The 20,960-nt window shown below is 65.8% G+C and carries 14 protein-coding genes; 9 read left to right on the top strand and 5 right to left on the bottom strand.

Annotated elements, in window-relative coordinates; translation table 11 throughout:
- Nucleotides 1-189: 189 nt before the first annotated feature.
- On the top strand, nt 190-1,374 hold the full coding sequence (locus DMB37_RS04645; protein ID WP_135231631.1) for a cytochrome P450: 1,185 nt from the start codon (nt 190-192) through the stop codon (nt 1,372-1,374).
- A 107-nt stretch (nt 1,375-1,481) separates the two neighbouring features.
- Here the strand turns inward: DMB37_RS04645 and DMB37_RS04650 are convergent, their stop codons facing one another.
- Nucleotides 1,482-2,735 (bottom strand): cytochrome P450, encoded by a 1,254-nt coding sequence (locus DMB37_RS04650; RefSeq protein ID WP_240772247.1) that lies wholly within the window; start codon nt 2,733-2,735, stop codon nt 1,482-1,484.
- 191 nt (nt 2,736-2,926) lie between these two features.
- Nucleotides 2,927-4,696: a hypothetical protein gene (locus DMB37_RS04655; RefSeq protein WP_135231632.1), complete on the bottom strand. Its 1,770-nt coding sequence runs from the start codon at nt 4,694-4,696 to the stop codon at nt 2,927-2,929.
- Between the two features lie 1,337 nt (nt 4,697-6,033).
- Between DMB37_RS04655 and DMB37_RS04660 the strand changes: the two genes are divergently transcribed.
- The 7 genes from DMB37_RS04660 (at nt 6,034) to DMB37_RS04690 (ending at nt 18,062) form a co-directional block, all read left to right on the top strand.
- Nucleotides 6,034-7,401, top strand: coding sequence for a carotenoid oxygenase family protein (locus tag DMB37_RS04660; RefSeq protein ID WP_240772248.1), 1,368 nt, complete (start codon nt 6,034-6,036; stop codon nt 7,399-7,401).
- A gap of 430 nt (nt 7,402-7,831) precedes the next feature.
- Complete coding sequence (locus DMB37_RS04665) at nt 7,832-11,692, top strand: AAA family ATPase (RefSeq protein ID WP_135231634.1); 3,861 nt, start codon at nt 7,832-7,834, stop codon at nt 11,690-11,692.
- A gap of 25 nt (nt 11,693-11,717) precedes the next feature.
- On the top strand, nt 11,718-13,064 hold the full coding sequence (locus DMB37_RS04670) for a family 1 glycosylhydrolase (protein WP_135231635.1): 1,347 nt from the start codon (nt 11,718-11,720) through the stop codon (nt 13,062-13,064).
- Nucleotides 13,065-13,185: 121 nt separating this feature from the next.
- Complete coding sequence (locus DMB37_RS04675) at nt 13,186-15,363, top strand: MMPL family transporter (RefSeq protein ID WP_135231636.1); 2,178 nt, start codon at nt 13,186-13,188, stop codon at nt 15,361-15,363.
- On the top strand, nt 15,360-16,526 hold the full coding sequence (locus tag DMB37_RS04680) for a sensor histidine kinase (RefSeq protein WP_135231637.1): 1,167 nt from the start codon (nt 15,360-15,362) through the stop codon (nt 16,524-16,526). The genes DMB37_RS04675 and DMB37_RS04680 overlap by 4 nt, the downstream gene beginning before the upstream one ends.
- 1 nt (nt 16,527) lies before the next feature.
- Nucleotides 16,528-17,172 (top strand): response regulator transcription factor, encoded by a 645-nt coding sequence (locus DMB37_RS04685; protein ID WP_135231638.1) that lies wholly within the window; start codon nt 16,528-16,530, stop codon nt 17,170-17,172.
- Between the two features lie 233 nt (nt 17,173-17,405).
- Nucleotides 17,406-18,062: a DUF4232 domain-containing protein gene (locus tag DMB37_RS04690; protein ID WP_167768739.1), complete on the top strand. Its 657-nt coding sequence runs from the start codon at nt 17,406-17,408 to the stop codon at nt 18,060-18,062.
- Nucleotides 18,063-18,186: 124 nt separating this feature from the next.
- Here DMB37_RS04690 and DMB37_RS04695 read toward each other — a convergent pair whose 3' ends face one another.
- Together DMB37_RS04695 and DMB37_RS04700 are read right to left on the bottom strand one after the other, a co-directional pair.
- A complete protein-coding gene (locus DMB37_RS04695) occupies nt 18,187-18,756 on the bottom strand; it encodes a hypothetical protein (RefSeq protein WP_206055190.1) in 570 nt (189 codons plus the stop codon).
- Nucleotides 18,757-18,788: 32 nt separating this feature from the next.
- Nucleotides 18,789-19,211: a hypothetical protein gene (locus DMB37_RS04700; protein WP_135231640.1), complete on the bottom strand. Its 423-nt coding sequence runs from the start codon at nt 19,209-19,211 to the stop codon at nt 18,789-18,791.
- 94 nt (nt 19,212-19,305) lie between these two features.
- Here DMB37_RS04700 and DMB37_RS04705 point away from each other — a divergent pair, with 94 nt between their 5' ends.
- The gene (locus tag DMB37_RS04705) at nt 19,306-19,908 is read left to right on the top strand and encodes a TetR-like C-terminal domain-containing protein (protein ID WP_167768740.1); all 603 of its coding nucleotides are present in this window, start codon (nt 19,306-19,308) and stop codon (nt 19,906-19,908) included.
- Nucleotides 19,909-20,016: 108 nt separating this feature from the next.
- Here the strand turns inward: DMB37_RS04705 and DMB37_RS04710 are convergent, their stop codons facing one another.
- Entirely contained in the window at nt 20,017-20,793 is a 777-nt protein-coding gene (locus DMB37_RS04710) for an arylamine N-acetyltransferase (RefSeq protein WP_135231642.1), read from the bottom strand.
- Nucleotides 20,794-20,960 lie beyond the last annotated feature (167 nt).

Genomic DNA, 20,960 nt, shown 5'->3' on the forward strand with positions numbered 1-20,960 from the left:
TGTCATGCCGGCCCAGCGTCGGGTAGTCGAGGCGTGAACAACCTTGCTGCTGTGCAGATCTACGTCAGTCGATATTTTCCGAGGAGTAACTGTCATGGCCATGTCGTCTGCTCCGGCACGATCGACGACCGAGCACCCTTGCCCGCTAGGTGATCCGCCTGCGGTGCCTCGCTCCGACGAGTCTCGCAAGTGACGCTCCACACGCCGGAATTCGCGGCGGATCCACACAGCGCCTATCAAGCCATGCGCGACCATCACGGCCCACTGGTTCCGTTGGAACTGGCGCCCGGGATCCCTGCGACGTTGATTATCGGCTACCGGGAAGCGTTGCAGATTTTGAGCGACCCCCTGCATTTTCCGGCCGACCCGCGGGAATCGCAGTCCGATCGCACTGCGAGTTGTCCGGTGCTGCCCACCATGGGGTGGCGACCCGGCGCGCCGCGGACCACCGATCCGGAGTACGCGCGAAACCGCAGTGCCACCACGGATTGCCTGAACCAGGTCGATCTGTACGCGCTGCGTGCCACGGTCGAACGCATCGCGTCGAGGCGGATCGACAGCTTCTGCGAGGCCGGCTCGGCTGACCTGCTCAACCAGTACGCCATTCCGCTGACCGTCGAGGTGGTCCACGAGGTGCTGGGGTTCGGGCCTGAGAACGGCCGCAGGGCGTTCTCGGCGCTGATCGCGTTGCGCAACGCCGCCGACGCGGCGTCCGCGCAACGGGGCGATGAGATGTTGACCGCGGCGATCGCGGAGGCGGTGGCCGCGAAGCAGGTCGAGCCGGGCACGGACGTCACCTCCTGGCTGCTCCAGCACGGCGCGGCTGAGAACGAGAAGGCGCTGATCGATCAGGTGGCCACGCTGTATGTGACGGGCACCGAACCGACCTGGAATCTGATCGCGAACACCGTACTGCTGCTCGCAAGCGATGATCGGTTCGGGGGCGAACTCCTCGGTGGCGCGTTGTCCATCCGGGACGCCATCGATGAGGTGCTCTTCACCGATCCGCCGGTAGCGAATTCGTGCTTCAGCTATCCGCGGCAACCGCAGATCATCGGAAACACCTGGCTGCCGGTGGATCAACCGGTGCTCATCAGCCTGGCCGCGTGCAACGCCGATCCCGCCGCAGCGGACGGTGACCGCACGGGCAATCGCTCGCATCTGTCCTGGGGCGCGGGCGCGCATTCGTGCCCGGCCCAGTCGGTGGCGATGGTCATCGCTCAGGAAGCGCTCGACCAGTTGCTCGATGCGCTCCCGGAGGTCCGGTTAGCCGTACCCGAAGCCCAGTTGCATTGGCGCACAGGCGGTTTCCACCGTGCGCTGGCTGCTCTGCCAGTGCGGTTTCCGCCGTCCCCGCCACTGAACCTCGGCTGAGACGCTATGGGGAGGTTCGCTGAGCCGGCGCCGGGCGGCTCAGCGAGTCGGTCTACCGCGAAAGCCGTTTCTGTCCAGCGGCTTTCAACTACTCCGGGCGACCACCTTCACAGCGACGGCAACGGCGCGGTAGGCGGAAACACCACCGGCAACGCGGTCAATGCTCGATGGAAGGGGCCGGGGCGCCACACGAGCTCCTCTTTGGCGACCGCCAACGTCAACTCCGGGAGTACGTCCAGCAGTTGATCGATGACCTCCTGGGCGAGCAGCAGGCCGTACGGCCGAGCGTGCGCGGGACAGGCGTGCGGGCCCGTGCTGAACGCCAGATTCCAGCCGTTGTCCAGAAATTCTCCGGTATTCATCTCCGGATCTGTGTTGCAGGCGGCCATACTCACGATGACCGGCTGATTCGCGGGCAGCCACACGCCTTCGATGATGACCGGCTGGCGAGGATAGGTGATGCAGTAGTTCGCCATGGGCGGGTCGGTGGCCAGCCGCTCGTCGAGAGCGGTCCTGGTCGAGAGCGGCTGGCCGTTGTCGACGGTGGTGAACCGGGAGTCGGTCAGCATCAACAGCAGGGTATTGGCCACGAGGTTCAGCGGCGGTTCGACACCGGCCGCGAACAGCAGGACCAGCTGATGCACCATCTCCTCGTCGGACAATCCGGCGGAATGCTGGACCAGCCTCGTGGTGACGTCATCCGCGGGTTGCGCGCGCTTCAACGCGGTGAGGTCGAGCAACGCGGAGCCCATGATCGCGTTCACCGTTTCGGTGTCTACACCGTCGAACATCGCCGCACTGGCCTTCGCGACGCGCTCGCCGATATCCGGCGGGCAGCCGAGGACCTCACAGAAAACCGAAAAGATCAGCGGGAGTACGTACTGGCTCAATACGTCGGCATTCCCTTCCCGGCAAAACGTATTGATGATCGGGACAGCGGATCTCTCGACAATGGACCGCAGGAAGTTGAGGTCCATGCCGGCCAGGGCGTCGTTCAAAGCATGGCGGTATCGGGCATGCTCCGCACCGCTGGTACGTATCGCGTTGGGCCGGTATTCGATCATCGGCATGATCGGGATATCGGCGGGCGCGGTCTTCTGCCAGATCCTCGGATCGGCGGGAAAATGCTCGGAGTCGTTGAGAATTCGGACGGCGGTGCGATATTTGATAACCAGGGTTGCGGGAACCCCTGGCCACATCTCGACCGGGACCAAGGGTCCGTAGTCCTTACGCATCCGGCGGTAGAACCCGTGCGGATCGGCCGCGAATTCTTCGCTGCAAATCGAGATTCGGGGCCCCGCGAACTCGATCGACGGGGTCGAGGCGGGGGTGGAGCCATGAAGCGTGTGCTGCGGATGCACTGCCGTCTCCTTGGTGTCGGTTTCGCCCAGCATCGTACCCGCGACGCGCGAGTAACATCATCGCTATCTTGTTACCTGTCAACGAGATCCGACACCGTAGCAGATTCGGACATACCTCGCCGCGTGGATGTGGCTGCGGCGCCCGCACCGGGGCGCCGCAGCCGCACCAAGTGTCCTGGTGGATGGCAGGATCAGTGTCGTTGGGAGCTCTCGCAGCGCGAGTCCCACGCGGCGGGCAGATCATCGGACAGCACCGGCGCCCCGAGGATCTCGTCGTCGAACTCGAACGCGTCAAGCACGGCAGACAGGTTGTCGGCCAGACTGTCGATAGCGTATCGGAGTTGTTGTTTAGTAGCCTCGACCGCGGCGATGTCGAGCAGTCCGTGCGTGAGGTACCACGTGGCCTGCTCCAACATGTGATGCAACGCGAAAACATCACGGACGGCCGCTATTTCAGAATGACCGGCCTGTTCGTCGAGCAGCCGCAACGCCGCTTCGGTGCAGTACGCCTCAGCGAGGTCGAGTGCTTCGGGAATGACCGCCAGCCGGTCCTCGAGCGCCGGTGTCGCCAGATGCCGCTGCGCCTCCTGTGCGATCGTCAGGGTGCGCGCCCTGAGCAAACGCACGCGGTCGTCGGGGTCGGCGGGGTCGTGCACTCGGACCGCAGGGGGCAACGTACCGGCCAGTTGCCTGGCCAGTACCCGACCGGCCACGGAACCCAGGACGTGACAGTCGCCTTCACCGGTGATGGCGGCGTGACAGACGCCGAGGTAGTCGGCGACGCGGTTGGCACTGAACATGCCTTGCGCACCCATCTTGATCCGGCAGTGCGTGACCGTTTCCAGCGCGTGCAGCTGGATGAAGTGCTTGGCCAGCATGACCGACACCACCGTGTCGCGATCAGTGAGATCGCTACCGGCGAGGGTGGTTTTGATCGCATTGCCGTAGACGGTCCGGGCAACGGTGCCGGCCAGATCGGTGAGCAAGGTGTCGCGTACGTGCGGAATATCGAACATCAACGGGCTGTCGACCGCGGTCAACGGCACCACTCGTTTGGCGGCGTAACGGAGCGCGATGTACAGCGCCGCGCGGGCCGTGGCGTTCAAGCAGGACGAGAGCGCCAAACGTCCGACAGTTAGTTGGCTGATCGCCGAGGAGAACCCCCGACGCCGGCTGTTCTCATCACGCCACGTGAGCACGCCTCGCTCATCGATGGTAGCCAGGTCATTGCTCAACCAGGCACTGCGCTCGACCCGCAGACCATCGAAGCTGATCACCGAGTTGTCCATGATGACCAGCGGCTGATGGTCGAGCTGGGTGATCCGCACACCCGCACACGGTTCGCCGTTGGCGTCGCGTAGTCGCGCTGTGAACAGATGCACGCCCTGATCGACGCCGGCCGCGTCGATGAACCGCGCACCGATGACACAGACCCGAGCGACCGGGATGCCGACGCTGGGCATGAATTTCCGCGCCCGCGGGTTCGGCGTGTTCAGCACGAACCCGGTGCCGTCCCACGTCGCGGTGGTCTGCATGAAGCCGATGTTGGAGCCGCACCCGTACTCGGTCAGCAGCATCACACCGATGCTGGACGCGTCATCCAGATCCTGCAGATACGGTGCGGCGGCGTCGGCATCGGTCAAGGTGGCCAGACTGCCGGAGGCCAGGTTGTAGTGGCCGGAGATCAGCGGGATCAGATCCGTCGCCAGCACCGCCGACCAATCGAACACCGCGAACAGTTCAGGAAGGTCGGTCGCCACAGCACGGGTGCTGCCGATCCCCTTGACCAGGTCCCGAAGTTGATCATATGCGTTCTGCCGCCGCTGTTCCTGGCTCTGCCGTTCCGTGACGGCGAAGTCCGGGTTGCGCAGAATCCGCTGCAACTGTTGGTGGAACTCTCGGTCTCCGTGCCGAATAAGCCCAGCTAGCGATCCACTATCCCGGAGCATTTGCATGACCATTACCGCCTCCTACTTCATCCGATCCCAGCGGTCGTTCATCCACCGTCGGGCATACCTGGGCCATCGCCGCCGAGCTACGACGTTCCAGAACCGGCGTTACCGCACAGCTATGCGGACACCGCCAGGAACCGGCACAAGGGAGCCGGAACGATCACCTGTCAAAGTTCACTGAGCCGCATGCCTTCTCGTAAGGTTTCGTTCACCTGATCATCGAATTCGCTTGCAGCACTGCGAACTCGATGTTCCGATCCAGCTGCTACAGCGGATCACGTACTCGGGAAATGGTTGCGGCCAGACCGGATTCACATGGCCATCATTGTAGAGCGCTCACTGTTGAGTTTTCAACCAGGAGAACGCATTTCGGCGTTTTCAATAAACGTTGTGCGGGATCACCGAAATAGCCCCACTCAGCCGAACCGGACGATCACCACCTGAAACGTTGGACGCCATCGGATGTGGTCATCGCCGGCCCAGAACTCGGTGCGGAGGAAGATGTTCGACCGGGCATGCCCGCCTCGGCCTCGGATGCGGCCCGCCCGCGGGCCCTAATGGTCGGTGCCGTCTAGTCATCACCCACCTCTCCCAACAGATCCAGGGTACGGTCGTCGGCGCGGGAAAATGGGGCATTCAGGACGAACGTGTCGAATTCCACGGCGGCGGTAAGACGCCTGGACGTGTCGTCGCATGCGACATTCGAGATGTAGCGGCCCACCCGAAGCTCCCCCCTCAGCCGAGCGCGACTTACCTGGTTCCGACCGGAACCTGTTGATGGTAGCTGGATTCGAACTCATCCGTTGATCGCCAACCCTGCTACTGCTGGATGCGCTGGGCGTTGTTACGGCCGTCGATCAGCCCGGCTACCGGTAAGGGCGGTCAGACGAGCTGCCGGTGGCAACGCAGCGCAAAAGGTTTCGTGGAAGTTCATCGAACACTTACTCGAATGGGGCTCGATCGAGCAAAAAGTCTGCCCTGCCACATCGATGACGAGGGCGAACACCTCCGCGACGACGCCGGCGAACGAACTCGCCGAACGCTAGCGCGCAGTCCTGCAAGGTATTTCGCTCGCCGACTCACCCCCGCCGTCGAACGTTCTCCCCTTACGCCGTCGCTCGGCGGATCCGCGTGCGCTCCGCAGGACCTGTGCCCGGTGGTCCGCACGTTTCGGGCAGCGTGCGTGCCAGGACCATCCACCGTGCCGATAGTGCGGCGCAGAGATGTTGCAGCGCTGCGACCTGCGCATATTCCGACCGGCTGACGGACTCGGGAAGAACAAGACTGTTTCCGGGCGAATTGTCGCTGCATCCTGGGCGTCCTGGGCACGCGGCAGGAGGACAGCCTTGACACAGACCGAGGGACCTTTGCATCTGGCGGGCAACAACGCCCCGGTGACGGACGAGGTGACCGCGGTACCGGCCGAGGTGATCGGCGCGATCCCCCGCGACCTCGACGGTGTATTCCTGCGCAATGGCCCGAATCCGCGCACGGGAACGTCGCCGCACTATTTCGCCGGGGACGGCATGGTGCATGCGGTGTCACTCGAGCAGGGTCGGGCGGTCTGGTATCGCAACAGATATGTGCGAACTCCGTTGTGGGCGAATCCAGGAAAGTCACGGTACGAGCTGGCCTTCGACTCCAACAGCGGCACAATGGATTTCCGGGTCACGACGGCGAACACCCACGTCGTGTCGCACGCCGGCCGATTGCTGGCACTCGAGGAGGGCGGCTTCCCCTACGAGATCACCCCCGAACTCGACACTGTGGGACCGTTCACCTTCTGCGATGCGCTGGACACACCGATGACCGCCCACCCCAAGATCTGCCCGACAACAGGAGAACTGTTGTTCTTCGGGACCAGGCAGCGTCCACCATTTCTGACCTACTACCGGGCCTCGGCATCTGGAAAGTTGTTGCAAGCACAGCAAATTCCCGTTCCGCGGGCCACCCTGATGCACGACTTCGCGATCACCGCGTCATCGGTGATCTTCCTGGACCTGCCTGTCGTCTTCGACCTGGCCACCGCTGCCGCCGGGCTGCCGTGGCGGTGGGACGACACGCACGGAGCCCGTTTCGGTCTCATGCCTCGACAAGGCGGGCACGTGCGCTGGTTCGACGTCGAACCCTGCTTCATGTGGCACACGATGAACGCGTTCGACGCGGGAAACACGATCACCGTCATCGGCTGCCGCGTGCGGACCCTGTGGCGCGACGGGCCCGGCGATGTCGGCGGCGGACTTCCGAGGTTGCACCGATGGACCCTGCACCTCGAGACAGGCGCAGTCACCGAAGAGCCCCTCGACGACGCCGATATCGAGTACCCGCGCGTCGCCGACGCCGACGTCGGACTACCCCACCGATTCGGATACGTGACGAGCTTCTCCTTGGATGCACAACCACCGCACTCACAGATCTACAAATACGACTTCACGCTCGGCGGTACCCGCCAGACAATCCGGCTGCCCGCCGGAAAGACCTGCGGCGAAGTAGTATTCGTGCCACGCACCAACAGCGCCGGTGACGACGACGGTTACCTGCTGACCTTCGTCCACGACCGCACCAGCGACATCAGCTCGCTGATCATCCTCGACGCCACCGACTCGAGCAGCGGCCCGCTCGCCGAGGTTCGCCTCCCGGTACGCGTACCCAACGGATTCCACGGCACCTGGCTCCCGAGATCGCACTCCAGCCGCGGTGAGCGAGGGCAATGATCGGCATGCTCGACCCCAGGCAGCTACCCGCAGCATTCCTACTCCTCGACGCGGACCAGGTCATTGCCCGCACTGTCCCGTCTGGAAGCGGGAGGCTCTCCCCTCCGGAGCCCCCCACCTCCAGACGTTCCTACGGAACCTCTCCGAGCTGCTTCGTGGGTCGGTGAGGTCCTGAAGAAAGCCTGGCGCAGCGGCAGCTACGGGACGATCGCTCCCCGTGAACAGACGGTCGAAGTTGCTGGTAGCAGCATGTTTTCGCGTTTCCCGGTCCGGGAGCCGACCCTGGTCGGCGCGGTGGCGCGTGCCGTGCAGCGCCCGCCGGAGGTATCGTCGATGTGGTTGTGCCGCAGGGGAAGATGTCGAAACCGGGGAGTTGAGACGTTGATGTCCGGAGATCGCTTATGGCGCTGGCAAAGTCGATGTGCGGCCAATGGTTGATACACCATCGGATCAGGGAGTCGGTAGTTCACCTCGCAAGGTATTCACCCGACAGTTCAACAGACTCTGGGAATGCGCGGGGAATCCGGTCCTCGATCGGGTGGCACGCACGGCCAACCAGCGTGAGGAGGCAGCCAGGGGCCATGCCGGGACGGTCACGACCCAGCGGCTCAGCGATTGGCGCGCCGGTGCGATCCCGGCCCGGTGGGAAGTGCTCCGACCGGCGCTGCTGACGCTGATCGACCTGGCGAAGCACGCCCAAGGGCTCCCTCCCGCAGGACTTCTCAACTTACGGGATTGGCAACGCCTGTGGTCCGACGCCACTGCGTGGAAACCTCCGGAGGACCTCCATTGCCCGTATCAAGGCCTGGCACCGTACTTTCCGGGCGACGCCGAGCGGTTTTTCGGCCGCGAACGCGCGACCGATGACCTGGTGGCGCTCGTCCGGTCGACCGACCGGGCCGGTGGCGGGACCATCGTGGTGTTCGGCGCCTCCGGCGCGGGCAAGTCGTCGCTACTCGCCGCGGGGCTGATCCCCGCTCTCGGGCCCGAATGGACGACCACCACCAGCACACCGGAGTCGGGCCCCGCCGCGATCGAGATCCCGTCGGATCGTCGCGGTCGGCGCCTGATGGTCGTCGACCAGTTCGAGGAACTGTTCACCGCGGCACTCGGCGACGACGCCCGCGGGACGTTCATCGACCGGTTGCCGCGCTGCGCGGATCAGGGTGGCACGGTGGTCATCGCGGTGCGGGCCGACTTCTTCGCCCCCTGCCTGGACTACCCCGTGCTGGCCGACGCCATCACGCGGCGCCCTTTCCTGCTCTCCGCGATGAGCAGCGATGAACTGACCGATGCGATCACCAAACCGGCAGCCAGGGCGGAACTGAAGCTGGAACCGGGCCTGGTGGAACTGATCCTGACCGAATTCAGCGGGCTGGGTGGCTTCACCGATGGTGACAGTTCAGGTGCGCTGCCGCTGCTGTCCCATGTCATGGAGGCAGCCTGGCAGCGTCGTAAGGGACGCAAGCTGTCCGTTGCCGGTTACCGGGCCGCGGGCGGTGTCGCCGGTTCCGTGGCCCATACCGCGGACACCGCGTGGCAGAAACTCGATGACTCCCAACGGGCAGCGGCCAAAGACATGCTGCTGCAGCTGGTCACCGTCGGCCACGACACGCGCGATACCCGGCGCCGGGTGGCCCGCGCTGATCTGCTCGCACATACCAGCAACCCCGACGCCGCGGCGACGGCGCTGGAAACCCTTGCCCAGGCACGGCTGATCACCCTCGACGCCGATACCGCGATCCTCACCCATGAAGTGGTGATCGAGGCATGGCCGGAGTTGCGGAAATGGATCGACGCCGATCGTGAAGGCCATCTCCTCCGCCAGCGGGTCGCCGCCGACGCTGCGGAATGGGCCGCCTCGCAACGCAATCGAGCCCTGCTGTATCGCGGCTCACGCCTGGCGCAGGCCCGGGAACATCAACCGAGACCGACCGGGCAGACCGGCGATTTCCTCATGGCAGGCATCCGCCAGCGCCGCAGGCGCGTCGCCACGCAGGCCGGGCTCGCGGCGACGGTGGTCGTCTTGCTGGTCGCCGCGCTGACCAGCGTCGTCCGTGCCGACCTCACCAGCAGAGAGCGCGACGAGGTCTTTTTCACCACCGTGCTGAGCGAGGCCGACCGCCTGCAGAACAGCGAACCGACACTGTCCGCCGAGCTCAGCCTCCTCGCACAGCGACTGCGCCCTGGTAGTCCCGATGCCGCCGCACGCCTTGTCGCGAGCCAGAACCTGCCGGTGGCACGCACCTTCGCCGACCACGATGGCGAGGTCACCAGACTCGTCTACCTCGACAACGGTCTGCTCGTCACCGCGGGCGACGATCATGTCATCCGAGTGCGCGACCCGGCCACCACCGCTCTGACGGCAACGATCACCGACCACACCAGCACAATCACCAGTCTCGATGGGCGTGGATCGACACTGATCGCGGGCGGCGCAGATCACTCAGCGCGAATCTACGACCTGTCCACCCCCGAACGGCCCCGCTTGCTACACGTCGTCGACACCGGGTCCCCGATCACCAGCCTGGCGGTCTCGCGTGACGGCCGCACTGTCGCCATCGCCAACGACCACCAGGTCACGCTGTGGGATATCACCGACCCACAGACAGCCAAACCCCGCTCGCCCTCGCTGGCCGTCGGTGAAACCGTCTACGCGCTGGGATTCAGCAGTAGTGACAAAACGCTGGGGACGGCAAGCGCAACGGCGCAAGGCTCGTTCGGCAAGACGCTCACCGCTCGGCTGTGGGACCTCGACGCACCACCGAGCACCCGTACGGGAACACAGGTCGCGCAAGTCGTCGACGGACGAATGGCCCTGGATTTCTCCGCCGGCACGCCGCTACTGGTTGCCGCCGGCCGGTGGCCGTCGCAGCCACCAGGCAGCGACGCCGAAATTCGGTTCGTGAACGTCGAAGACCCCCACCATCCGAACCCTGCCGCCGCAGGCTTCTCCTTCCCCTCCGCGTACGACCTGGTCACCACCGTTCTCAGCCCGGACAGCCGGACTCTTGCGACCGTCACATCTTTCGGCACCCAACTGTGGAACCTCGCCGACCTCGCTCACCCCACCCCCTTAGGACCGCCGCTGGCCGCTGCCGCAAACTGCCTCGCCGCATCCGGCAACCGGCGATGCTCCACTATCCCGGCCGGCGCAGCCTTCAGCCCCGACGGACGCTACTTCACGATCGCCATGGTCGGCGGCACCGTGCAGCAATGGTCGCTGCCGAGCACCACCCCGGCAGGGCAGGCCGGGCAGATCCATCCCCCGGCGGTCAGCGCCGACGGTACCCGGATGATTACCACTGCCCACGGCGCCGCCGCCCGCATCTGGGACATCCACGACCCCGCGGCACCGCAGCTACGCGGCACCGTCGACAACGTCACCGGAATCACAGGTTTGTCGGGCACCAGCTACCCCGTCGTCAGTTTCGACGGCCGGTTCACAGCACTATCGATCAACGGGGTGATCACCCTCCTCGACATCTCCGACCCAGGCAAACCCCGTGCGACACACCGTTTTCCGGAAGCCGCGGGTGTGGTGTTCGCCCTCGACCAGCAGATACTGGTCACCCTCTCCCGAGGACCGGTCGCGACATTGATGGTCTGGGACTACGCCGACCCCGACCGGCCGGTGCAGCGCAGCGCGGCGATCGTCGTACCGTCATCGGGTCGACTGTTGCGCACGGGATTCCGATTCGCCGCCAGCCGCGACGGCAAGATCGGTGCCACACTCGCCGACAAACTCAACGTATGGGACACACCGCTGTCGCTGCAGCACTCCACCGGGCCGATCGGCACCACCGTCGCCGACTGGCTGGGCGACGGCTTCGGTCTCGCGGTCAGCCCCGACCACCGCACCGTCGTCGCCGGTTGGGACGCAGGCACCGCCCGCGTCTTCGACATCACCGACCCGGGAACCATTCGGCCGCTGGGAGATCCACTGGCGGCCAGCAGAAGCGCTGTCTCCTCGGTGGACATCAGTCCCGATGGCCGCCGCCTGGCTACCGCAGGCACCGACTCCACCGTCCGGCTGTGGACCTTCACAGATCCCGAACACCCCCGCCCCTACGGCCCGTCCCTCATCCCACCGGGCTCAGGCCGGTGGCATGTCGCTTTTCACCCAAAAGCCAACTACCTCATCGGCACCGGCGGCCAAGGCGCACTTCGGCTCTGGGACCTCGAGCCCGAGCACGCCGCCAACCGCATCTGCACCCTCACCGCCAACACCATCGCCACCGACCTCAGTACCTACTTGCCGGGACGCAGGCTGCCAAGGCTATGCCCGTGATCGCTTGTTCGAAAGTGCAGACACCATGAGCCGATTCACCCGGCGCACCGCGTTCGGTCTCGCGGTGGCCGGTCTCGCCGGCGCCGTCATCGGCCGATCCGCAACCGCTGCCGGCCGGCCGGCGCCGCCCATCGATCTGCCGCCACTGGGTCGCGAATTTTGCTGGGGCGTCGCAGGTTCCGGGTTTCAGACGGAAGGTCACACACCCGACAGTCACCAGCGACGGCTGTTCACCGAACACACCGCACTCGCCCGATTCCCCGATTGCGTGGACTTCTACACTCGGTACACAGCTGATATCGCGCTGGCCGCAGACCTCGGCGTCGGGGTGTACGGCATCAGCATCGAGTGGGCGCGGTTGCAGCCCAGGCCCGGCGAATGGGACGAGGCCGGTTTCGAATTCTACGACCGGGTGCTGGATGCCATGGCGGCCAACGGAATCCGCCCGATGCTCACCCTCGACCACTGGGTGTATCCGGTGTGGATCGCCGAGCGTGGCGGTTGGGGCGATCCGGGCATTGTCGAGACGTGGCTGGACAACGCCCGCAAAGTGGTGGACCGCTACGCACCCCGAGACCCGCTGTGGATCACGGTGGCCAACCCGGGTGCCTACCTGAAGTTCGAGTCGCGTGACACGCTACCGGCCACCGGCATCTCGGCGATGGCGTTGCGACTCGCCGACGTGCACAACGCCATCTACGACTACATACACCTGGCGCAGCCCAGTGCGCAGGTGACGATGTCGATCAATCTCGCGGCGGGCACGATCGCGGATGCTACCGAGAGCCTGATAGTGGACAAGGTCATCGACCGCTTGGATTTCGTCGGTCTCGGTACCTACCTCAGCTTCTCCCTGGACACGGTGCCACAGCTGGCAGAGCACACGTTGCTCGCCCCGCAAGACCTGAACAATCCGTTGACGCACGCGGTACAGCCGGAATCGATGTACTACGCGCTGCACTATTGCGCACACAGATTTCCCGGCAAACCGGTGTACGTGGTGGAAAACGGGATGGTGACGCGGAACGGCCTGCGAGAAGACGGGTATAGCCGCGCCGACCACCTGCGCGACACCGTCTACTGGTTGCAACGCGCGCACGCCGACGGCATCAACGTGATCGGCTACACCTACTGGACACTCACCGACAGCTTCGCGTGGGGCAGCTACGCACTGCGCTTCGGCCTCTACACCGTCGATGTCGTCACCGACCCCACCCTCACTCGCAAGCCCACCGACGCTGTCGCCGCCTACCGCGCCATCACCGCGTCCGGCGGAGTACCGGGCGACTATCGACCCACGCGGCCGCCTGCCGCCTGTTCGTTCGTCGACCTCCCCGACAGCTGCACCGACCCGGTGACCGTGCCGCGCTGAACCCACGCGGACGACCGCCGACATGCGCGGCCGCACCCGCTGGTGTCCACCGATCGGTGGACACCGAGTTCGACCGATCGAGGCTGTCGGCGACGACAGGTGACCCAGCAGTATTCGGGGCATGCGAAATCGCTTGGTAGCCATAGCTGGTTGGAGTGCGCGGCGGCCGTGGCTCGCCATTGCCGGATGGTTTGTCTTCGTGGCGCTGTGCCTCGGGATCGGAGTGGGGATCGGTGGGAAACCCGCGGCTACCGAGGATTTCTGGATCGGTGAGGCGGGGCGCGGGGAGGCGATAGCAACCTCAGGGGGATTGCAGCAGCGGGCAGTGGAGCGGGTGCTGATCACCGACGACGGGATGCGGTTGGCTGCGGCCGCCGAGAGCGTCGCACGGGAGATCGCCGATCGGATGCGGGCGCTGCCGGAGGTCGATTCTGTTGCTGCGCCGGTGTATTCGGCCGATAGGACGGCGTTGCGGGTCGATGTGACCATGGTGGGTGCCGAGCTCGATGGCGATAAGCATGTAGGGGCGTTGCGGGCACAGACCGAGGAGGTGGCGCGAGCGAATCCTGGGCTGCTGATCGAAGAGACGGGTGGCCCCTCGGTCGGTAGTGGGGTCGACGCGTTGCGTGGCCGGGATCTGGCGCGTACCGAGATGATCGCGGTGCCCGTCACCTTGCTCACGCTGCTGGTGGTCTTCCGGTCGTTGGCGCTGGCGCTGGTGCCGTTGCTGCTGGCCGTATCTTCTATCGTCGCCGCCATCGGGTTGGCGATGCCCGCTTCACATCTGTTCCCGGACAATGGAGTCGGCACCAATATCATCCTGCTCATCGGGCTGGCGGTCGGCGTCGACTACACGCTGTTCTACCTGAAGCGTGCACGGGAGGAGCGCGATCGCCCCGGCGCACCGCTGGATTCGCGGGCGGTGGTGGACCTGGCGGCGGCGACTTCGGGCCGGGCCGTTGTGGTGTCCGGGCTCGCCGTCGCGGCCTCCACCGCGACCCTGTACCTCGTCGACGACGTCATCTTCTCCTCTATTGCGACCGCCGCGATCCTGGTGACCCTGGTCTCGGTGGCCAGCTCGCTGACCGCGTTGCCCGCACTGCTGACGGTACTCACCGATCGGGCCGAGCGCCGGGCCGAGCGCCGAGCGGCTGGGCATGCCGCACCGGTCCGCCGCACCTCGTCGCGCGGGCGGTTCACCGGGTTCGTGCTGCGCAAGATCTCGGCGAAGCCCGCTGCCGCACTGACTGTCTCGGTTCTCGCCATGCTCGCGCTGACCGTTCCGGTCCTCGGCCTCGAGCTGACCGATATGGGGCGCGAGACCCATCCGCGCACCATCCCGGCCATGCAGACCTTCGACCGACTGAATGCCGCCTTCCCGGAGCTGAAGTCGATGCACCAGGTCGTGGTGGCGGCGGACCCGGCACGGGCGAACGACGTCACCAACGCGCTGCGCGCGCTGGCCGAGCGGGCCGCGGACGATCCGGCGATGATGCGGCCCGACGAGCCGCGCACCTCGGCCGACGGCCGGGTCACTCTGTTGGAACTGCCTGTCCCGCATCACGTCAGCGACGACGCGGCGCTGCGGTCACTCGAACGAGTTCGCGCGGACTACGTTCCCGCCACGATCGGCGTACTCCCGAACATCGACTACGCGGTAACCGGCGACGTAGCCCGCTACGCGGACTATCCGGAGCATCAGAGGCAAAAACTGCCGCTGGTCATCGCGGGGTTGCTACTGGTGACCTTCGCGCTGACCGCCGCGGCATTCCGTTCCATTGTCCTCGGCCTGGTCGGTGTGGTGCTGAACCTGCTCTCGGCCGGTGCCTCGCTCGGCCTGCTGACCTCGGTTTTTCAGCACACCTGGGCCGAGCGCCTGCTCGATTTCGATTCCACCGGCACGATCGGATCCCGAGTCCCGTTGCTGCTCTTCGTCATCCTGTTCGGCCTGTCGATGGATTATCAGGTCTTCGTGCTGAGCCGGATCAAGGAAGCCGTAGACAACGGTGCACCGACCCGCCGGGCCGTGCTCGACGGTGTCGGCGGATCGGCGGGCGTGGTCACCAGCGCCGCGTTCGTCATGGTGACGGTGTTCGCCAGTTTCGTTCCGCTGCACATCATGGAGATGAAGCAGATGGGCTTCGCGCTCGCGGCGGCCGTGCTGCTCGACGCCTTCGTCATCAGGATCGTGATTCTGCCCGCGCTGCTGCTCCTACTGGGTGATCGAACCTGGTGGCCGGTACGCCCGGCCGGCGCCACCGCGGGCCACGTGCCGGTGAAAGTAGGCTCAGAGAAATGACCCAACGGCCGCGCACCGACGACCGGTTCCGGCTACTGCGGCGGTGCTACATCGGGTGCTGGATGCTGTTCGGTCTGTGCCCGCCGCTGGTCGCGGTGCACGACCGCATCGGCGTCGTCAAGTACGGGACGTGGGCGCTGGTGGCCGTGCTCGCCGTGAGTTACCTGATACTGCTGTCGTTTCCCGGCAATCCCCGGGTGCGGTCGAGCGAGTTCCTCGGCCTGCTCGTCCTGGTGCTCGGTGCGACGGCAATCCTGCTCGAGGGCGGCGCGGCGTTCTTCATCGTGTCGCTGCCGATGTTCTGGCTCTACACCGCGACCCCGCGGCAGGCGATCGGCTACCTCGGCGCGGGCGCGGTGGCCACGCTGATCGGGACGGTCGCGGGGACGCGATTCTCGCCGGGCAATGCCGTTTTCACGCTGATCGGCCTGGTCGGCGGCGTGCTCTTCGGACTGTGGATGGACCGTGTGATCAAACGGGGTGACGAACGCGCCCACCTGCTCGGCATCGAGCTGGAACGTACGCAATCGGAACTGGCCGCGGCGCACCAACGCCACGGCGCGGCCGAGGAGCGCGAACGGCTCGCGCGGGAAATCCACGACACGCTCGCCCAAGGCTTCGCGTCCATCATCGTGCTGGCGGCGGCGGCTCGGTCCGGTATGGAGTCCGATCCGGTGACCAGCGCCAAACAGTTGCTGTCGATCGAGCGCACGGCCCGCGAGAACCTCACGGAGGCGAGAGTTCTCGTCGGCGCAGCGCCGTCGGCCGATGGCGCGACCGGGCGGATCGCACAGTTGCTGCGGCGGATCCTGGATCGGTGTGCCGAGGACACGGGGCTGACCGTGCATGCGGAGTTGGCTGACATCGACTGCGACCAGCCCACCCGGATCGCGCTGCTGCGCTGCACTCAGGAATCGCTGGCGAATGTGCGCAAACACGCGGCGGCCAGCACGGTGACCGTCGTCCTGACTCGCGGTCCGTTCGACGTGGAACTCGAAATCACCGATGACGGAATCGGCTTCACCCCGCACGAAGCCCGCGGATTCGGCCTCGAAGGTATGCGCAACCGCCTCACCGAACTCGGCGGCGAACTCACCGTGACGAGTGCACCCGGCGAGGGCACCCGCATCTTCGCATCCCTACCGCCGAACGATCGGAACTGACATGGCCGAACGCCTCCGCCTGATCCTCGCCGACGACCACGTCGTCATGCGCGCCGGAATCGCGGCCCTGCTGGCCGCCGAACCGTCCATCGACATCATCGGCGAAGCGGCGGACGGCAGCGAAGCGATCGCACTGGTCGAGCGTCTGAAACCCGATGTGGCGCTGCTCGATCTACGAATGCCGATCCTGGACGGTGTAGCAGCCACCCGAGAAATCACCACCCGCACCACAACTCGCGTACTGATCCTCACCACCTACGACACCGACTCCGATATCGAACGCGCCGTCGAAGCCGGAGCCATCGGCTACCTCCTCAAAGACACCACCCGCGACCAACTCGTCGCGGCCATCCACGCCGCATCCCGAGGCCGCACAGTCCTGGCTCCCCTGGTCGCCGAACGCCTGGTAGCCCGCATCCGCCGCCCCGCCCCGATCACCCTGAGCCCCCGCGAAATCGACGTCCTCCGCGCAGTGGCAGATGGCCTCTCCAACCCGGAAATCGGCCAACGCCTCACCATCGCCGAAGCCACTGTAAAAACCCACCTACTACGCATTTTCGCCAAACTCGACGTCAATGACCGCACCCACGCCGTCGTCGTCGCCCTGGACCGCGGCCTATTGTCTCGAACCACCGAGACCCCGTAGCTCATCCGCGAACGGCCCCCACTTCCTGGGGCAAAAGTAAATCCACTCGGTGTTAACACTTTGCCCGAAGGTGTCCGGAGCAGGCAGTATCGAACAGCACTGCGGCGAATTGCGTTGACTGGCAGCGGATTACCCAGATCTTCCACCGACGCATCAAGTAACGGGAACCGGCACACACCTCGATGTGCAGCTTGTATACCGAACGGTCGCAATATCGAACTCGAAGGAATCTCATGCGGATCAAGCCCCTGATCGTCGCCGGCTTCGCGGCGGGCGTCGTCATCACCGCCAGCGGTTGCGACCAGAACTCGACACCAGGTGCGCTGCCCACCCGAACCCCGCTGCCTTCAGCACAAACCGGGCAGACTACCCAACCCGGCCGCACGAGTGAGCCCGTCGGCAGCGTCCCCGAGACCACCGCCGCGCCCGCGACCAGAACCGTTGTCACAGACCCGACGACGCCCGCCGACACCGCGCCCCCGAAGTGCGTGACCGCCCAGCTCCGCCTGGACAAGGGCGTCGGCGGCCCGGTAGGCGGGACCTGGTTCCTGAGGTTCATCAACTCCAGCTCACGAACCTGTGTCCTGCAAGGGTTCCCGGGTATCTCGCAAACCAACGGCCCCACCGGTGAGCCGGTAGGCGAGCCCGCCGTGCGGGACCAGGGCCCGCAAGCACCCAAGCCTGCGCCGGTCACGCTCGCACCGGGCGGTGCGGCGCAATTCGAGTTCATCTCCTATCCCAAGCAGATCAACGAATGCGCGGCCCTGCGCACCAACACCCTGCGCGTCTACCCGCCCGACAACACCGAATCGCTCTGGCTGCCTTGGGACAACCTGATCTGCCCGAGCCCGCAGCGCATGCTCGTCGTCCGGGCGATCACGCCGATGTAGGCGCAGCTCCTGACAGGTCTTTCGTTCGGCTGTGGCGGGTTGGCGTGGGTCCGGCCCTACGGATGCAGTGCACGCGGGTTGGCCGCGATGCCCGCCAGGTGTGGTTTCGGGAGCGGTGTGGCAATCATCCGGTGATGGCCATGACGATGGCAGCGACTCCGAAGGGGATGTCGAGCACGAAGCAGAATTCGGTCAGGGAACGTGGGACTACCGCGTTGCGCCGCCAGTGCACGTAGTCCCACGCGGCGTGGCCGGCCAGGGCGGTGCCGGCAATGGCGAGGCCCAAGCGTGGGCTGACCAGCACTGCGGCCACGGCCAGTCCACCGAACCCCACCAACGCCAGGATCTGCGCGGTGAAGGGACGGGCCGGTGCCCGCCGCAACACCCCGGCCACGACCAACACGACTGCGAACGCCGCCAAGCCCTGCCACCAGGCGATACCAGCGATCTCGCTGAGCACTACCGCGACCGAGCCCGCCGGGATACCGGCCCAGGCGATCCAGGGTCGGCCGAGTGCAGCCGCGGCCAGATAACAGCAGGCCGCGACCGTGATCGTGATCGCCACTGCATCGGTCGCCACCCCGGTCACGATCTGGAAGGTCGCGGCTGCCAACCCCAACGCGGCCGGCCAGTAACTCGACACCGGCCGCTTGGCATGGGCGAGACCGGCGGCCGCGGTCGTTGACGGATTCATGGGTGCCTTCTTCGTTCTCAGGTCCGCGGGCGTCATGGCGTCGCGACGTTCTCGACCCGATCCGGCTGCACATCGGTCCCGTGCCGGTGCGTGTAGTCCGGGAGGCGCAGGAGCATGGCGGCGAGCATCGTGCCGAACATCAGCACGTGTCCGACCGTCATGAGGGTGTCGGCCGTGATGGCGCCGACCACGAGCGGCACCAGCAGCACCACGAATGGCGCGACCATCGCCGCGGACATCTCGACGATCATCCGTCGGCTGTGCCCCCGTATCGCCATCCACCCGGCCATGCCGATCGTCATATCGGCTGCCATTACCAGGGTGCTCGCCACCGGCTGGTCGTGCAGGCCGGGCCAGATCAGCATCCATAGCAGCGCAAGAAGACCCATGCCGATGAACATCGCCAGCACCATCTCGAGGTAGTGGCCGACGAACGTGAAGATCTGTCGCTGCATGATGCCCTCCGAACTGTAACGCGAAAATCCTCGTGTTAGTGACGATACGCAGAGCCCAGCACTAATGCAAGAAATCTCGCGTTATGATCTGGGTATGGACGACCGACCAACCATGCAGCGGCCCGGTGGACGGTCCGCGCGCGTGCGCGCCGCAGTCCACGCAGCAGTGCTCAAGCTGCTCGAGACACATCCGTGGGAAGAGCTGAGCGTTCCATTGGTCGCCACGGCGTCCGGGGTGCACCAGGCGACGATCTACCGGCGGTGGGGAACGATGTCAGCCCTACTGCATGACGTGGTGAACGAGTGGTCGGCCACCACCGCGTCGCTTCCCGACACCGGTTCTCTGCACGACGATCTGCACTTCTACGCCGCCGCGGTCGCGACGTCATTGCGGAACGGAAATGTCCCGCTGATCCTTCGAGCCGTGGTCATGGAAATCCGGCCGGGACAACAACGTCGACGCTCGCCGGCCTTCGCCGAACGCGAGCGTCAACTACAGGCGATGCTCGATCGCGCGGAACAGCGTGGCGAGCCGGTCCCCACGCTGGCCGACCTGGTCGAGCTGGTCGTGGCGCCCCTGTACTTCCACGCCTTGTTCACTGAACCGATGACCGACGCCGAAGCGGCACGTCTCGTCGACCGGCTCCTCGACATAGTTGCGCACCGCGGCTCCGCTGCCTCGGCGACGCGTGCGTGAGCGGTACGTTCTGCCGACCCGCGACAACGGAAGTTCAGCCACGTGGCAGGACCTGCTTCCGCTGGTTCGATCAGCCGAGGTCCCGGCCTCCGTCGGCAGCGCAACCAGCTACCGCCGCTTCGCGACGGCGGGCAGGTGGCTCAACGCGATACCGAACAGATCGCGGTAGGCGGCCAGGGCCGCCTCGTCGGTCAGGGTCTGTTCGGTGCGCTCGCCGTTCTCGGTGCGGGTGAGGGTGTGGTCATTGAGAGTGATGCGGCCGGTGGGAGTGGGTCGCGAGCACACCAGCTTGCCGGTGAAGTGCGAATCCGGCGACGTCTGGTGATACCAGCAGAACGGCTCGAAGTCGATCAGTCGGCGGGGCCGGGCCTCGATCCGGTACCGCCGCTCGCCATCGCAGAGCAGGTCGAGGTCGCCGCTGCCGTCCTCGACCGGGACGACCCGGAACACGCCTGCCGGATCGGGTTGGTCGTCGATGCTGTCCAAACTCAGCGGATACCAAGCGTTTCGGCCGAATCCCACGTCCACCAACCACGGCCGGTCCAGGTCCACGCGCAGCACGAGATGGTCGAACGGCGGCCGGACGTGCCCGCCGTCGTACACACCGGAGGCCAGCAACGTCACCGGGAACCCGAGGGCCGATAGCAGGGCGCCGAACGCCCCGTTCAACTCGTAGCAGAACCCGCCGCGCCGCCGTCGCACGATCTTGTCCACCAACAGCTTCTCGTCGAGCACGATGCGTTCGCCGAGATGAATGCTGAGATTCTCGAACGGCACCGTCTCGAGATGCCGCCGCTGGAGGTCGCGCAGGGCGTCGAGGTCGGGGCGAACCGAGGCCTCGACTCCGATCCGCCGCAGGTAGTCGAGTACGAGGTCATGATCCATCCACCGACACTAACGCCGTCGAGCACACTCCGGGGCGCGCGAAGATGTTGTGGCGCAGGACATTGCCGCACAATCCGGTACCCACGAGCGCTTGCTCTTCTCATCTCTGGCGGTAAGACCGAGTGGTTAGAATCTGTGGCTGAGTTCACGACTTGGCGGGGGCGGCC

Origin of the sequence: Nocardia sp. CS682, assembly GCF_004634405.1 — a bacterium.
In the GTDB taxonomy this organism is placed as follows: Bacteria; Actinomycetota; Actinomycetes; order Mycobacteriales; family Mycobacteriaceae; genus Nocardia; species Nocardia ninae.